Here is a 15,309-nt window from a genome sequence, read left to right as displayed (position 1 = left end):
CCAAGCTTCGTGGTTGCCCTGGTCAGCACGGTAGCTGTAACTTCGTCCTTTAGTTAGCGAGGATATTTCATTGAACGACTCTGAACATCTGAAAGAACTTTGCGCCCGTTTTAACGCTGGAGAACAGCTGAGTTATACGTTTTTCTGGGGTCACCAACGCAGCAAAACGGCCGTCACCGCTTCGTGCTTCAGCCAATGGTTCGAGGCTGGGTTCATTGTCGAGGGGCAACATTACCCTACAGCCGAACACTTCATGATGGCCGAGAAAGCGGCCTTGTTCGACGATCAGGAAATCCGTGCGCAGGTGCTCCGAGCTCCTACACCCAATGCCGCCAAAGCACTTGGCCGCAACGTGCGCGGATTCAATGACAAGGTTTGGCTGCAACACCGATACGACATCGTCGTTCGAGCGAACCAGGCCAAGTTCTCTCAGAATCCACCGTTGAACGAATACCTTCTACAAACCGGTTCGCGGGTTATTGTCGAAGCCAGCCCGGTTGATAACATTTGGGGTATAGGGCTCGCACAGGACAACGCGGATGTGAACAATCCGAATCTGTGGAAGGGTTTGAATCTGCTGGGATTTGCGCTGATGCAGGTGCGGGATGGGACAAATCTGCCAGCCTCAAGGTAGTGCCCTGAGCTTACTCACGAAAAACGCGAAAGCCTTGGTGAAGGCCAGGGCTTATTAAATGCGGCCTATCTAAGACAGCGCATTAATCAACAAAAGCTGAGTTGCCCGAATTTTCGTCGATACGTTCGAGCGGCGGCTTCTGGCCGGTAGCTGCCGCTCATGAACGACCCCTTTCGCACCTAACCGGAAGAAGCTCATGCTCATGGTGTTACCGAAAATCGAACTCAAGGAACTGTCGGTGAAAGCGGAAGCAGACGGTTTAACGCTGAGTGATCTAGTCCCCATTTGCGAAAGGTTCGGCGTTGCACCGCATGATGTGCTGAATGAGCTGTCCGTCGCGGTTGCGGAAGGCTACATACAAGGATCTCTGCTCTATGAGTTTTGCAACGGCGTTATGAACGGGATCATAAATACTGTGGTTGAAGTAGGAATGACTAACGACATGCCTCAGCCCGCTTTCTTGCTTTACCAGGCATTCGATCAAGGTGAATGGTTCCGCAGTAACGACCCACCGGGAACTGACCCCAGTGAGAAATACACGAAGCCGGTGGTCGAGGAAATAATGCGTACCCTTGGAGACTAGCTTTCACAGATCGGAATGTTTTCGCTTTTCGGCGGGAAGATACTGGATCGAACGCCGCTTTTGGCCGATCTCTGCCTGTCGCGAGTGCCGTAATCGGCCCAGAGCGGGCGCCCAGACATTCAAACCAAACGAGTAGATAATCGACTGCTATTCCAGCCGTTTCCAGTGCGTATGAACAACGAATCTTCCCAACGCGAATCTACCGGCAGTACAGCATATAGCCTTGCGCAGGCCCACGGTGCCCGGCCCCTGTCCGTTGATGGCTATCATCAAACGGTAGAACTGTGCGGTCGCGTCGCCTGCGGCTGGCTGTTTCGCTACAGGATCATTTGCAGCTTGGACATCCCAGCGCATGACCAACAGTCATTCGCTGGCGCCGTAGGTTGCTTGGTTGCTGACGACGGAGAGATACGTGATCTATCAGGTCCGATGTTCATGGACATGCTTCACATGCTGGCATAGCTCGAGGGACCACTTTTGGTCGTGAGCGGCGGATTTCAGGCTTGGATGATCTCCAGCGCGATCTCGTGCCCGCTCACGTGGCTGCCGACGCAGCCGAGGAGTGAGATTGCGGAGTTGCTGCCGCATAGGTGGCGATCGGTGTAGTTACGTAAGGCGTGATGCCCGGCAGCAATCTGCGATCCGAACACTGGTACCTATAATTCGCGTCCAAGGAGTAACGCTTGAAAAAGATCGGAATAGTTTCATTGGTATGTTGTGCAAGTGTTTTCGCGACAGAATTGCAGTACGACCACTACGCAGCAGGTAACAGAGAACTTGGGGCCAGGATTACTCAACTAGATAGCGCGAAAATTTTGGCTGAGGAGACGCGGCTCGCCCCCTTGCCAGTGACCTGCTACTAAAGGTCAAACCGATGATCCGCCAGGGCGGTAGCGGTAAAGCGATCCAGGACTTTTTAGTGGAGCGGTTTTCGCAGTATGGATGGCGGCCGATGTTGGTGGGCTATATGGGGTACCCAGAGGCAGTGCCGGTTTCGGTGAATAATCAGGTGGGTAATGCACTACCCACTGACATACCTTTTCCGGATGCTGCACTTGTCAAAGTGGAGCTGGTAGCCGCATCGCCCCAGGCCCATGTAGCCCAGGTATGGACATTCGCCACCCCCAATGCCACTGAACAACAGCGGAAATTATTAATGACCGCCCGCCGCGCGCTGCAAAGTGGTATCTCCCAGATTCGGGCCGGCGAGCGGCTATCTAATGTGGGCAATGCCATTCAACAGGAGCTTGATGCCAACCAAGTGGTCGCCGTGCATGAGCTAGTGGGATACTCCATGGGCCAGATGCGGATTCAGAAACCTCAAGTGCTCGGTTATAAGAGTGCCATCAACGATGAAAGCCTGATGAAAGCCGGACAGGTGCTAAACGTCTATGTGGTGGCGAAGTTGGGCACCTTCGGGGTTAGGTTCCAACCGCCGGAATTCTGGACCGTTCTCACCCAAGACGGTGCGGATAGCGTGATGCTTTCGGCGATGGTCAAGGTGACTCATGATGGGCACCGAATACTTAGCAAGTTGATCGACTGACCGTATCAGAACGCGGTTACGCAACCTGTAAAAATGGTGTCAGACCACGATAGCAAATCATGGAACGTGATCTGATCCGATCTTCCTATACTGGCCATCCCAGCATGCCAGGCGAAGCGCGACCTATGCCCATCGAACCCAATCAAAACTCCCCAGTGACGTTAGTCCGCGCTCAACAAAGCGACCTGGACGACCTTGCTGCCCTTCGAATTGAGGCCATGCGCGAAAGCCTGGAGCGCGTCGGTCGATTTGATCCTGTACGGGCGCGCGAGCGGTTCGTTAGCGGTTTTGAAGCCCACACCACACACCACATTGAGGTGTCTGGAGAGAGGGTTGGCTTTGTAGTGGTCAAGCATCACCCCAATGAACTCGTGCTCGACCACTTATACGTGAGGCCGAGCGCGCAAGGGTCAGGGATCGGTTCTGCTGTGCTCACTCAGATTTTCAAAGAGGCGGATGCGGCTGCACTCCCGATTAAAGTAGGTGCCCTCAAAGACAGCGCCTCGAATCGTTTTTACACCCGCCATGGTTTCCAGTTCGTCGAAAGCGGTGAGTTCGACAATTATTATGTCCGTCAGAATCTTACAGTGAGCGGCCCAGCATGTTAGTGGGTTGAAGGGATGCAGGAATTTCCGCTCATCAGCGCCACTAAGCGCTAGCCTAAAACCAGCAAATAAAGGGGACGGCTTCATTAAAAATGGATCCGTCCCTTTTTCGTTCCACCTCTCGACTTACGCGACCTGAGCCTTGGCGGGAGGCCGGGCAGACTTGCGATAAGTCAGCAGCACAATCCCCGTCACCACAATAACCCCGCCCACCACCTGCCCGGCGCTGAGCATCTGGTCGAGCACGATCCAGCCCATCAACAACGTTGCCAGCGGCTCAATGTTCATCACCGGTGCATTACGCGGCATATCCAGGCGCGGCACCGAAATGAACAGCACGATAAACCCCGTGCCATACAGCACCACCAACGTGGCCAATGCCAACCAACCGGTACTGGTGGCCGGCAGGTTCAGGCCATCGACAAGCGCACCGCTCAAACCCGCGAGGTTGACGCTGCTGAACACGATAAAGATCGTCAGCAGACTGCGCACCGAACCGCGCACCTGAGACAGCTTGTGGTCGGTGATCCACAGCGCGCAGGCGAATACGAACGCGGCGCAAAAGGCCAGGGAGACGCCGACCAGCCATTCCGGGCCGAGGGTGGTGTTGGCGGAGAGACGGCCGGGTACGTCCAGCACGAAGACCAGGCCCACCAGAATCAGGCCCATCAGCAAGGCCGTGCGTGCGGTAGGGCGTGGGCCGCCGAGTGCCCAGGTGAGCAGGGCCAGCAGGATGGGGAAGACGTTGGCGACCAGTAAGGCCAGCGCTACCGGGACGCGGGCGACGGCGGAGTAGAGGCAGAGGCTTTGGGTGGCGATGAGCAGGCCCAGAAGGACTTGCCAGCGCCAGGCGCCTGGGGGGAGGCGGAGGTTTTGGCGTTGGTATAGGACCAGTATCGCCAGAACCAACAGGGTGCCGCCGGAGCGCATGAGAATTGCCAGGAGGACTCCGGCGCCGTCGTCGAAGGCTACACGGGCGGCGATGTGGTTGCCGGCGAAGGCGCAGCCCATGCAGAGGAGGATCAGGACGGCGATGTGGCGGGGGAATTGGGTGGGGGCAGGGGGAGTCATGGTGGGGGCTCGGGAGTTGGCGCCATCGTCGGGGATGGGGGATTATTTTTAGGTTGTCGTACAACTTGGTGATGGGATTTGTAGCGTGTTTGGTAGGAGGGGGCAAGGGGTTGTTTTAGTTTGGTTGGCTAAGAGTCACTACTGAAGCAGCATCGCAGTGGATGACACGAAAGCGGCCGTGCGAGGAGGACAGCTTTCGACCAAAAGCAGGCGGCTGTAGGTGCCAGAATCGCTCAATAGCGGCTCTTTGCCATCATCCTGCGTCCGAAAATTTATTGTTAAGGACAGGGATCAGCTCTCCTCTGTGAACGCAGAGTAAAGTTCACATAATCGTCGTTATCGGCCCGGTAATGACACAGCCATACTTCTCCTGTAGTAGTTTTAATTGCACTCCAGCTTTTCTCCGCATTACGCGCAGATAATCATCTAAAGCTTTGTAGTCATTTGAGTTCTCATTCATGACTTCCTGTGATATTTTTCCTAATGCTGTGAATATTTTCTTTAATTCCGAATCGAGTTGTATTTTTTTTGATTCGCGACCGATAAATTTTCGCAGTTCATCAAGAGACTGAATTACGAACTTATAGTTTTCATAGACTCCATCTATATAAAATACACCTTTGGATGAGATTTCATCGGCTAACGCTTGGGCTAGCTGGAAGTTCTCTGTCTGTTTTCTGAGCAGAGGAAGAGGGCTTTTGTGAGTGCGGAGTAATCCTGAAATTATCTCTTCATGCGCCTCCTTCCAGCTGTAAAGGGTTTCTTTCGGGTAATCTGCGCCTTTGTTCTTATCTATCAATGTGTGGCAGTTTGCGCAAAGCCATATAGCATTTTCGATATCTCCTAAAGAATGAGAGTCAATACTCTCATTCCTAGCAGCACCATTTTTTTCTCCGATTATATGAGCAGCTTCACCTAACTTGTATTTCAGATTGATGTCGGTGGTAGAGGGGCCAATTGTTAAGGTGTTACATTCGGGATTGTTACATATGTAAGCCGATCTGTATGCGATTAGCTCAACAATTTTTCGATCAAATGCCATGGGTATGCCTTAATTTATAATATTGAAGTTCAAATTGTATTTGGTGGGCTCTAGAGCACGGTAGCCAATGTTTACATTGTTAGCTATGCAATTGGATAGCGTATATTGTTGGTGTAAGGCGATCCAAGATAGTTTACTGCATCTATCGTCGTGATCTGATTGTCGCAGATATCGTTACATAAGAGCATGAACCACTTAAGTAAAGCATACTCAGCTTCCTCCGGTGTACTGTGATACAACCCGGTAGCCTCTCTTGGATCAGTTATTAGGCCTGAGTCTGAATGATAGGAAATAATCCCTTTGTTCAGCACGCAGACGAGGTTGGGCCATAAGTTTCTGCTAATAAGGTTTAGTTCGATAGCTAGATTTTCAGTTACTGTCTCGAGGCTGGGGCTATCTGAGCAAAAAATGAAGGTCCATATTGAGTCGCATTTATTTGCTTGAGGCGATAGATGTGAGTTGTGCCGGAAATGATAGCCTAGGCGTGCCGTGTTGCCGCCATTACCTGTTCTGTCAAGCTCGCCAATTTTCTTCAACTTCCCGATGGCATCTATTAGCTCTGATTTATCCATATAGCTTTTAACTTCACCAACTGCAACAACAGATTCGCATGGATACAAATATTTGTTTTTTGTGACTTTAAATCTCGGTGCGACGAAGCGGTCATATATTACGATATCAACTTGGCTGGAAACTTTTCCATTAATATCAACTACAAATCCAGAGTCGACGCCGAATCTTTCTGGAAGATATTCTTTTAGTAGTGCTTTAATTACTTCTTCGCGGCCTGCACCTCGCTCTCCTAGGTGAGGGATGTTAGATGCCAGATCATCATAGTCCACCTTAATTTGTTTGGATACGGATTTGAAAATTTGTTGTATGTTTACGTAGTCTGTTTTTTTCATGATTGTCTGATATGTTTGAAGATGGGTTGTAGACGGCGCCACTCAGCGAGTCTAACGACTTAATCAGTTTTTCAGTATTGCCCTGAAAAATAGAGCTTGTTTATTTTATTAACAATAGATTCCTTTCCTTTTGCAACTTAGCTAGAACCATTATCGTGTTGCTTTTGAAGGTTTATTAAGTTTTCGTTCAGGCTGTTGGCATAATATCTTAAAAAAGGATATAGTTCTGGCGCTCTAAAGCGAGCTATGATTTCTGGTTGACTCTTTGTTCCTTTAAATACGATCCAATCAATTAGATTTCTGTTGCACTCTGATTCGATTTCTATGCTGAAGTGCGCAATAGAGTGTCTTAGGTTTTTAATAAGTTCGCGTAGCGTTTGAATTGAGTTATCTATTTTTGTGTGTGTTAAACCCATTCTGTGTAAGGTTTCTTTGTTTAACTCCTCTTTTGGTATGTAGTCTATTGCTCGTTCTTTTGGCATTACTATAGTTCCGAGAAGGCAATTTATCGTTAGTGTATAATTGAGTTGCTCCGAAAAATTTTCTTTTTGGACTAACTTTGTGTACTGATCAATTAGGTGGATTGTTCTGTTTAGGAAGTCAAACTCTAAATTTCTGTAGTTTCCCATCGTTGTCGGTTTCCATGTGTCATAGATTGGGTGACTTTCAGCTTTATGTGTTTTAAGTTTGCTTGTTAGTCGGCACCGTTTCTAATTTATCTGTACTTAATAATTACGGTGAGCTGCTTTTTAGCCTTCTAGAGCTTAGGTGGTGCAGTAGTACTGCGTTATATAGATTTAAGGTGCGATATACTAAAGCTGTTAGCCTATTTCACAAATAGGTGGTTTGAACTGATCGCCAAAATCTTTCTCTGCAGTTTTTCTTCGAGCGAATATTTCTTTCGAGAATACTCTCAGCTTGGCAATATCCTCAAGAACTTCAGATGGAGCAGGTCGGTTTTCTGCCAGCGTTTTCGATTTGTCATGTCCGAACATCCAGTTACTTGTTTTTGTCATTTGTTGAGTTATTGTATTTGCGTCAGTGGGCTCAATTTTTAGCTGATCTAATCTAAGCGTTTGAACGCTATTTCTGCCACGTGTAACGATTTGGCAGAATAGATCCTGCTCGATCAATGATTCCCAAGCTTCCCTTAGTAAGCAGTAAAGCAAAGCAGTTCGTTGGTTGTAACTTTCAATATCAGTTTCGTGTAAATTTTTGAATGAGTGAATATCTTCCTCTAGTTGTTGTGCTCGTTGAGCCGTACTCATGCCGCGCCAAGGTGCTTTGTTAAAGCAAAAATCGGAATCCGTTCCATTTCTGCGTATAGTAAATGTAGAGCGGGCCGGTCCTTTTCCTAAGCTTAAAGCGATATCATCGCATTTTCCCTCGATTTCCATAATTAATGAAAGGTCGTGTGTAAAAATGATGACTTGTCGTGTTAGCGCCTCTTTCGCTAGTCGTTGTGCGATTCGTTCTCGATATACATGATCTAACGAGCTGACTGGATCATCTAATATTATTGGAGCGGTATTTTTGAACGTTTTGATTTCCGCCAAGAAGGCCGACAGGGAAATCACTTTTTGCTCACCTTCACTAAGTATTTTACTAGGGCGTTTAGTTGCGATGGAAAAGCTATGCGATGTATCGGAGTCACGAACAACAGGTGAGATTTTTACGTCAAGGGAAACTCCCATGAACACTAACTCAGTCTTAAAATTTTCTATGAAGTCTGGTGTGACTAATTGTGAGATTATAGATTTGGCTTTCGTAGAGAATTTTTGTTTAGTACTTCTTATGGAGCTTAATGCATTAGAGACTTTTTTGTTGAAGGCTAGAGATTGTTGATATGCAATAATTAGATCTTGCGATTTGTACAGGTTGTGGGCTAACTGCAGTTCAGAATGTCGTGCTACATTTTTTTTATGCTTGTCTGGTGCTATAGTTTGCTGTATTTCTTGATTTTTTTGTTTTAGAGCTTCTGTCAGCTTTTGTGACAGTGGATCTATATCTATTAGTCCAGAATGATATGTAAGGCTTTCATTGTTCTGGAGTTCAAAGTATTCTTTTCTCGATTTTATGATTTTAAATATTTCGTCAATTTTATAATCACTACCAAGGATGTCAGTTAGGTCGGCGCAAAGCGGCTCGTAGGACTCTTGGTCGGGCACAATAAGGTCGTTAATGGCTTTTTTTGCTATGGAAATATTTTCAAGAGCTTTCTCATATACTGCTTTGCTCTTGTCTGATATGTAAGAGTCAAACCGTGAGAGTCTTTCTTTAGCCTCGTGCTCAAGTGGCTGCATGCATAAAACGCATAGGGAGTCGTGATCAGTGTTGGGAAAGCTTTTTCCAGTGTAGGCGTGATGCTCTGAAAACTCTTTTGCAGCATTGAAGAGCAATTTCCAAGCTTCTGTGTGTATTCCCTCCAGCGGTTCAAAAATATCTGATTTTGAGATAGCTAGGTCGTACGCTTGTTTTGATATGGATGCCGCATTTTGTAGATCAGATACTTCCTTTGCTTTTTGGCTGCTGAGTATCAGTAGGTAACCCTTAAGCTTTGACATAACTCTAGGGATTCGGGTATCAATAAGAGCGATGATTTTCTCGAGTTTTTTTGCACTCGTACCGTTTTCATTTTCTTGAATAGCAATTCCTAAGGCGTTTAGTTCAGTCTGCTTCTCATCGTTCCAAGAAATAGTGTTTTTTATGCTTTGAATCGTAGTTTTTTCAGAGATTGCCTTAAGCCAACCGTGGACGAGAGGAAAACTTTCAATTTCCGGTATGTCGGGAAGTTTTGCTGTCTTAAGCTTCCCAGAAACTATTGTCTTGATTTCTTCTGTTATTGCTGCTACTTCGTCAAAGATTTCTACGCCTTTTGGCTTGTAGGTTACTTGGTTGTTTTTTTCTAGTAGCACTTTTCCGGAGTCGGAGTCGTATACGTTTATATCGGAGAGGTCTGTTAAGGTACTACCAGGCGACCATTCCCATACAAATCGTTCTCCGTTTTTTATAAAGGAGATTTTTGCGCATTGTGAACCTTTCTGGGGTTTATATATATTTGGAAGTATTTCCGGTTCTACGTGTTTAGCAAAGCAAGCGTTTTTTAACAGTCTTGTATATCCGGATTTTCCAGAACCGTTTTCACCATAAATTAAAGTGATACCGCTATGACTAAATGGAAGTGTCGATCCGTTATAAATTGCATTTACATTTTCTACTGAATGCACACTGCATAATTTAATTGGGTCAGATAGAGGTTGGTCGTCAGCAGTTTCACTCTGAAAAAAAGGTGCGGTACAGTTTTTCTGCTCTCCCGCTTCCTCAATTTCAAATGCTGCGATGACGTTGTCAATCACCTGCTTAGTAGAGTCCTCTGTTAATGTCCCGTTTTCTAAAAGACGCCTGACCAAATCGGCTTCCCAATCAGAAAGGTCGGTAACGGCCCACTCTACGATTTCTTTCACAGAATTCATGCTATGACGTCCCTGTTGTTGGCTCTTTGCCATTACTCATATCAGCAAGCAGCCTTGCCGTCCATACTCCTTAAGAATAAGGGACGGAATCCTCCGCTGGGCGAAGCCACAAAAGTGAGGTATCACGATATTGCTTGGGGCCGCATCGTGGAGAAGTGCCCCTTTCTTTACGAAAACGGCATTTCAATTCCCATACCGGTCTACCATGCTCATTCCCCCGGCGGTGGTTCCACGCTCTACTGACCTCAATCTCAAGGTATCGCCCATGACATCTTCAACCCGCACCACCCCATTCCGCTCCTCGTCCGAGGCATCCCAATGAGCATCGACCAAATCAGCCTCCCAAAAGGCGTAGGCCCTCAAGCCCTCAAACTCCTCGACGCCATCACCGGTGCTGACACCAAAGAAGACCTGAACCGCGCAGGCGGCAAAGCCGAAGGTTTTGTATTGGGGCTGGAAAGTGCCAAAGCTATCAAAAGCCAAATCGCCGAGTCGCTGTACGTTGCATACGACGACGCGGCGAGTAATCGGTTGGGTGAGTTGAAGGGCTAATCCCGAAGTACCGCGTTCGGCTCTACGCCCGAGGTGTTTCGCGGTCCATCAATTTGCCAATCAGCTATACGCTCGATTCGCTCAGCGGGTGAATGGCCTATGCCACGTCGCAGTCTTTATAGATCAACGACCTTTGTGGTTTTGCCATTCACTCCAGCAATTCTCCGCAATCAGATCGGGATAGCCGCGCTCCCTTTCCATATCAAGCGCAACGCTGAAGGGAAGGGTGATACAAACCGCCCGGTCTCGAATATCGCAGACCTCAGCCTCGGTAAGAGGTGAGCCCTTTCTGTCTTCAGCGGCGGTAAGAACGGCTACGAGGGCTGGTACAAATACTAGGCATAGCGGATCAGCTTCCATGAATCACCTGTTGGGTTTCGACTTGGCTCATTACAACGAACCAGGCGGGGTTCAGCAATGGCCGAATGCACCGCGCACCTCCCGCCGAGTCGTTGTATGTGGCATACGACGACGCGGCGAGTAATCGGTTGGGTGAGTTGAAGGGCTAGTCCCGCAGGACCGCGTTGGGCTTTATGCCCGAGGTGTTTCGCGGTCCATCAGTTTGCCGATCAGCAGTACGCTCAATTCGCTCAGTTGGTGTATGGCCAATGCCACGTCGCGGTCTTTGCCGGTCAGTTCGTCGGACAGGTCGAGCAGCAGGGCGCTGACGGAGGAAACGGTTTCGTAGCTGTTGGCGATCAGGATCTCGCTGCTGACGCCGGAGGTGACGCTGAAGAGGGCGGTTGTCTCTAGGACTGTCTCGGCATCGGTGCCGGGATTGAGGTAGTGATCAATGGCGCGCTGGGCAGCCTGGTGGAGTTTTAGATCCGGCTTGTTTGGCGGATTCGGCGTTATCTTGAACATATAAGTATTCCTGAGTCGGGCCGCCACCTCGTCGCTACTAAACGATAGGGTGGCAGCTGTGCGCAGGTTAGTAGACCGGTGAATACTTAAAGCCGGCGCGCCCGAGGGCGCCCTACGCACAGCCACCATCAAGCACAGACAGGACGTCTGGAAGATGAGGTTCATGCACGTAAGTATTCAAAGCAGGGCTACTAAACCCGATCACTGAGTTTTCAGCGACCGAGCAACCTTAGAGATGGCCACCCAGGTGCACAAACCGGCGGATTCTGACGCAAGCGTAGGCAAAGGAGCAAGGTGCTATGGCCTACGCAAAGTCTCCTTCATCCCGCAAATGGAAGCGCCAGCCGGTACGCCCTCAACCCCAAATCACTCAACCCCTCCAGGCTCTCGCCCTGGCCAGGCATGAGCAGGCTGATCCCCAGATAATGCTCAAGGTGCAGGGTGAGGGTCTGGCCTTCGACGCACAAATCCCAATAGCGCTGATCCAGCCCGTCGGCCTTTACGGTCCATTCGCCTTTCAACCCGTGCTCCAGCGTTTCGGCGATGGCCGCGAACAATTGCCAGTCGGACGTTTCCGAAATCTGTATTTCCATAAGGGATCATCGATAGGGTGAAAGGGCGTGTTCCGCCGTGAGATGCTTGTCATAGAATGTGACAGAACCTGCGCAGCTTTCAAAGGAATGAACCCCTGGCAAGCCACGCCCCACCGCACGGAAGCCTGTTTATGAAAATCCCCCTCTGGATTGCCCTGTTCCTGGGCTGCCTGTTACCGCAACTGTGCACGGCCAACACCCCGCACATCGACCCGCACGCCGAGAGCCTCTATCAGCAGGCTGTGCCGTACCTAAAACAAGCAGATGCCAAGCTGGAAGCGGTGCCTGCGAATTTTCCCACCGCCAGCGCAGACGAGAAAAAGCGTACCCAAGTGCTGGTGGAGGAGGCAGGCGAGTTGCTCAAGCCAGCGATCAAGCTGCTTGAACAAGCTGCCGCGCTGGGGCACCCGGTGGCCCAGCATCGCCTCGCGATGATCTACGTGATGTTCTACCCGGTCGACGAGATCAAGGAAAAGGCCTGCCCGTTGTTCCAAAGCAGCTTCCTGCAAGGCTTTGCACCACCGGCGCTGCAGCTTTCATCCTTTTGCTTTGAATTTACGGACACGCCTGAATTCCAGACAACGCTGAAGGCCATTGCAACCACCGCGCCCGCGTATGATCAATATTTTCCGCAGCCTGCGGTGAAGCTTGAATGCAGGGCCGAGATGCCTCAGGGCATGGCGTTGCAGTGGGGCAGCAGTCGGGATTATCAGGCTGAAATGTACCGGCTGCTGGGGGACAGTAACCGTGCGCAGCGTACGGAGTATTACCAGCAGGCGATCGCAATCAATGATTGCTACAAGGCGAAAAAGCGCCTGGGGTTAAGTCAGTAAAAATTTCGGACTTTTGCCGCTGCCTGGCGTCCAACCCTGAAACCGCCGTTAAGGCTTTCATCTCCAGGCAGCTGCTCTCAGCTAAGGACCGATTATGGTGACGTTGTTTATTTTTCTTCTGGCCTGCGGTGCTGCGGCGAGCACCGGCATTATTTTCAAACCGGGCGACTGGTACGCCACCCTGGTCAAACCCAGCTTCACCCCTCCCAACTGGCTGTTCCCGGTCGCCTGGACCATCATCTACCTGCTGCTGGCTTGGGCTGGCTATCGCTTGACCCTGATCCCCGGCAGCGAAATCGTGCTGGCTCTATGGGCCGCACAGATCGCGCTCAACACCCTGTGGACGCCCGTGTTCTTCGGCGCGCACCGGATTTTCGCCGGGATGGTGATCATCACGCTGCTGTGGCTGGTGGTCGCCGCCATGGTGTTGCTGACGGTGCGGCTGGATTTGATCACGGGGCTGATCCTGTTCCCGTACCTGGTGTGGCTAAGCGTTGCGGCTGCGTTGAATTTCTCCATCCTGCGTAATAACCGCTAAGCCTGGCGACGTGGGCAGAGGGCGGAAACATCATTGCCATGATGCCCACGCACACTGGCCAAGGTGAACATCTCTTTTAGAGATAGAGGGAATATCGAATTGGGAACTCACACGCTGTGGCCTGCTGAAGAACATGAACTGGCGCAAATGCAGCGCTTTAACCAGAAGCTCGCCTGGATGCCGCGCTTTCGCATCCGCAACCGCGTGACGCCCCGGGTGATCCAGGCGCTGTTGCGCTCCAGCCAGATGGTGGCCGGCAACAAGTTGCTCAAGCATGGCCTGCACGCTGAAAGCCGGCGGGTGGGCTCGGTGCCGGTGCGCATCATCCGGCCGAAGGGCAAGGCCAAAGGCGTGGTGCTGGATATCCATGGCGGCGGCTGGGTGATTGGCAATGCGCAGATGAATGACGACCTCAACGTGGCCATGGTGAATGCGTGCGAGGTGGCGGTGGTGTCGGTGGATTATCGGCTGGCGGTGAATACGCCGGTCGAAGGGATTCTGGAAGACTGCCTGGCCACGGCGCGCTGGTTGCTCGGGGACTGTGAGGAGTTCGCCGGCCTGCCGGTGATCGTTGTCGGCGAGTCTGCCGGTGGGCATCTGGCGGCGGCCACGCTGCTGGCGCTGAAGCAATCGCCCGAATTGCTGGCGCGGGTGAACGGGGCGGTGCTGTATTACGGCGTCTACGATTTGACCGGTACACCGAGCGTGCGCACGGCGGGGCGGGAAACGCTGTTGCTGGACGGGCCGGGCATGGTGGAGGCGCTGCGTTTGCTGACGCCGGGCCTGAGTGACGAGCAGCGTCGGCAGCCGCCGTTGTCACCGTTGTATGGCGACCTTGCCGGGCTGCCGCCAGCGCTGATGTTTGTGGGGGAGCTGGACCCGTTGCTGGACGACACGCTGCAGATGGCCGAGCGATGGGCGGGGTCCGAGGTGTTTTTGTTACCGCAGGCGGCTCATGGGTTTATTCATTTTCCGACGGCGATGTCCAGCAGGGTGCTGGCTTACAGCCGCGAGTGGATCACGGCTCGAGTCGAGGCTTAGAGGGGGGACACCGAAGGGCAGACCTTTGCCCGGTCGCTTTTAACCTGCTCGTGACTGACCTCGCCTGTGGCTCCATTCTTGACGACCTTATAAATGGCGACAGTGCACATCTCTGAGGTTGCCTCATAGTCGGCGCCGGCTTCCGGCACAAAGGAAACGCCGTAGAAGCACTGATACCTTCTGGTAGTGCCCGAGTACACCACCGTCAGCGGCGTGTCCGGTTGCACATACACTTCGGCGCTGTTTTTTACACCCTCGCCACCCGCAATACCCAGGCGCTTGTCATTGTGGGTTTGATCATTCAGCGGGGCTGAGCTCCTTGAATTGACCGCACCGGCCCCCGGCAAATCCCAGTTGACGCAGCGGGTATCGGGTATTAACCGGACGACCTGGTCAGTGATCACTCGAAGTCTGCTGGTGGTGGGGTTTTGCGGTTCTTGATACGCAGTGGTGAATGACTTGAGGCTGTCCAGGGTAGAGCACCCGGAAAACAGTGGCAGTGATAAAAGGGCCAGGAATCTAAAGGCTTTCAATCGACTCGCTCCATGCTGAGTGTTCATTGGTTTCTCTTGGCGATCCTTGCAAGCAAGTGCGGCCCGAAGGAAAATCATCCGGTTTATATAACAAGGTCACAGGGAACAGTGAAAACAAAAATACTATTCTTCGCTTCGTTGGGGATGTTAGCGCTCGCTCAAACATCGCTGTCCTTTGCGGAAAATGTGAACGGCAAGAATATCTACGTGCAGCGGTGTGGCATGTGCCATGGAGCCGATATCAAGGGCTCAGGGCCCTTGGCCAACAAAAGCAATCCGCCTACGCCTGACCTTACAACAGCCGCTTTCAAGAAACGCCTGAATGATTATCCGGGCGTTATCGTGTCGTCCGTCATTCTTCGTCCGAATGGCGACCTGATTCCAAGAACGTTGCGGGAGAACGGTGTAAAGCTTTCGCCGTTCACCTGGAAAGTTCAGGACTTCCGCGACTTGAATCAGTACATGAGTGGTGTGATTTCAAAAAGTCGATGATGCT

At 50.9% G+C, this 15,309-nt stretch carries 18 protein-coding genes; 9 read left to right on the top strand and 9 right to left on the bottom strand.

All coding sequences use genetic code 11. The annotated features are described in order from the left end of the window. The first annotated feature begins 70 nt into the window (after window positions 1-70). The 4 genes from JFU58_RS23830 (at window position 71) to JFU58_RS23815 (ending at window position 3,371) form a co-directional block, all read left to right on the top strand. Window positions 71-634 (top strand): NADAR family protein, encoded by a 564-nt coding sequence (locus JFU58_RS23830; protein WP_201142534.1) that lies wholly within the window; start codon window positions 71-73, stop codon window positions 632-634. Between the two features lie 196 nt (window positions 635-830). After that, window positions 831-1,217, top strand: coding sequence for a hypothetical protein (locus JFU58_RS23825; RefSeq protein ID WP_177027230.1), 387 nt, complete (start codon window positions 831-833; stop codon window positions 1,215-1,217). Window positions 1,218-2,091: 874 nt separating this feature from the next. Next, window positions 2,092-2,763, top strand: a complete 672-nt coding sequence (locus JFU58_RS23820) for a M24 family metallopeptidase (protein ID WP_242488319.1) — start codon at window positions 2,092-2,094, stop codon at window positions 2,761-2,763. A gap of 125 nt (window positions 2,764-2,888) precedes the next feature. Continuing rightward, window positions 2,889-3,371: a GNAT family N-acetyltransferase gene (locus JFU58_RS23815; protein ID WP_201142584.1), complete on the top strand. Its 483-nt coding sequence runs from the start codon at window positions 2,889-2,891 to the stop codon at window positions 3,369-3,371. A 123-nt stretch (window positions 3,372-3,494) separates the two neighbouring features. On the opposite strand, the gene JFU58_RS23810 is transcribed toward JFU58_RS23815, so the two are convergent. The 5 genes from JFU58_RS23810 to JFU58_RS23790 all read right to left on the bottom strand — a co-directional run bounded on the left by JFU58_RS23810 (window position 3,495) and on the right by JFU58_RS23790 (window position 9,859). Next, window positions 3,495-4,439 (bottom strand): EamA family transporter, encoded by a 945-nt coding sequence (locus JFU58_RS23810; protein ID WP_201142533.1) that lies wholly within the window; start codon window positions 4,437-4,439, stop codon window positions 3,495-3,497. Between the two features lie 322 nt (window positions 4,440-4,761). After that, complete coding sequence (locus JFU58_RS23805) at window positions 4,762-5,481, bottom strand: HNH endonuclease (RefSeq protein ID WP_201142532.1); 720 nt, start codon at window positions 5,479-5,481, stop codon at window positions 4,762-4,764. A gap of 83 nt (window positions 5,482-5,564) precedes the next feature. Continuing rightward, entirely contained in the window at window positions 5,565-6,386 is an 822-nt protein-coding gene (locus JFU58_RS23800) for a DUF6602 domain-containing protein (RefSeq protein WP_201142531.1), read from the bottom strand. A gap of 137 nt (window positions 6,387-6,523) precedes the next feature. Then, complete coding sequence (locus JFU58_RS23795) at window positions 6,524-7,015, bottom strand: HEPN family nuclease (protein WP_201142530.1); 492 nt, start codon at window positions 7,013-7,015, stop codon at window positions 6,524-6,526. A 192-nt stretch (window positions 7,016-7,207) separates the two neighbouring features. Beyond that, on the bottom strand, window positions 7,208-9,859 hold the full coding sequence (locus JFU58_RS23790) for an AAA family ATPase (RefSeq protein WP_201142529.1): 2,652 nt from the start codon (window positions 9,857-9,859) through the stop codon (window positions 7,208-7,210). Window positions 9,860-10,177: 318 nt separating this feature from the next. On the opposite strand from JFU58_RS23790, the gene JFU58_RS23785 reads away from it, so the two are divergent. After that, a complete protein-coding gene (locus JFU58_RS23785; RefSeq protein ID WP_177129522.1) occupies window positions 10,178-10,411 on the top strand; it encodes a hypothetical protein in 234 nt (77 codons plus the stop codon). Window positions 10,412-10,534: 123 nt separating this feature from the next. On the opposite strand, the gene JFU58_RS23780 is transcribed toward JFU58_RS23785, so the two are convergent. The 3 genes from JFU58_RS23780 to JFU58_RS23770 all read right to left on the bottom strand — a co-directional run bounded on the left by JFU58_RS23780 (window position 10,535) and on the right by JFU58_RS23770 (window position 11,868). Next, window positions 10,535-10,771, bottom strand: coding sequence for a hypothetical protein (locus JFU58_RS23780; RefSeq protein ID WP_201142528.1), 237 nt, complete (start codon window positions 10,769-10,771; stop codon window positions 10,535-10,537). Window positions 10,772-10,942: 171 nt separating this feature from the next. Beyond that, the gene (locus JFU58_RS23775) at window positions 10,943-11,275 is read right to left on the bottom strand and encodes a DUF6124 family protein (protein WP_093199468.1); all 333 of its coding nucleotides are present in this window, start codon (window positions 11,273-11,275) and stop codon (window positions 10,943-10,945) included. A 320-nt stretch (window positions 11,276-11,595) separates the two neighbouring features. After that, a complete protein-coding gene (locus JFU58_RS23770) occupies window positions 11,596-11,868 on the bottom strand; it encodes a DUF3630 family protein (protein WP_201142527.1) in 273 nt (90 codons plus the stop codon). Between the two features lie 131 nt (window positions 11,869-11,999). Here JFU58_RS23770 and JFU58_RS23765 point away from each other — a divergent pair, with 131 nt between their 5' ends. The 3 genes from JFU58_RS23765 (at window position 12,000) to JFU58_RS23755 (ending at window position 14,280) form a co-directional block, all read left to right on the top strand. Continuing rightward, on the top strand, window positions 12,000-12,701 hold the full coding sequence (locus tag JFU58_RS23765) for a hypothetical protein (protein WP_201142526.1): 702 nt from the start codon (window positions 12,000-12,002) through the stop codon (window positions 12,699-12,701). Window positions 12,702-12,798: 97 nt separating this feature from the next. Then, window positions 12,799-13,239 carry a tryptophan-rich sensory protein TspO gene (gene tspO, locus JFU58_RS23760; RefSeq protein WP_076016149.1) on the top strand — a complete coding sequence of 147 codons (441 nt, stop codon included), beginning with the start codon at window positions 12,799-12,801 and terminating at the stop codon, window positions 13,237-13,239. Between the two features lie 147 nt (window positions 13,240-13,386). Beyond that, a complete protein-coding gene (locus JFU58_RS23755; protein ID WP_201142583.1) occupies window positions 13,387-14,280 on the top strand; it encodes an alpha/beta hydrolase in 894 nt (297 codons plus the stop codon). On the opposite strand, the gene JFU58_RS23750 is transcribed toward JFU58_RS23755, so the two are convergent. Next, window positions 14,277-14,840, bottom strand: coding sequence for a hypothetical protein (locus tag JFU58_RS23750; protein ID WP_148666970.1), 564 nt, complete (start codon window positions 14,838-14,840; stop codon window positions 14,277-14,279). The genes JFU58_RS23755 and JFU58_RS23750 overlap by 4 nt on opposite strands. Window positions 14,841-14,957: 117 nt before the next feature. Between JFU58_RS23750 and JFU58_RS23745 the strand changes: the two genes are divergently transcribed. Continuing rightward, window positions 14,958-15,305: a c-type cytochrome gene (locus JFU58_RS23745; protein WP_207198455.1), complete on the top strand. Its 348-nt coding sequence runs from the start codon at window positions 14,958-14,960 to the stop codon at window positions 15,303-15,305. The last annotated feature ends 4 nt before the right edge of the window (window positions 15,306-15,309 follow it).

The organism is Pseudomonas sp. TH34 (assembly GCF_016650865.1).
Classification (GTDB): Bacteria; Pseudomonadota; Gammaproteobacteria; order Pseudomonadales; family Pseudomonadaceae; genus Aquipseudomonas; species Aquipseudomonas yamanorum.
Note: the sequence above shows the minus strand (reverse complement) of the source record. Positions and strands in the feature narration are given on the sequence as shown.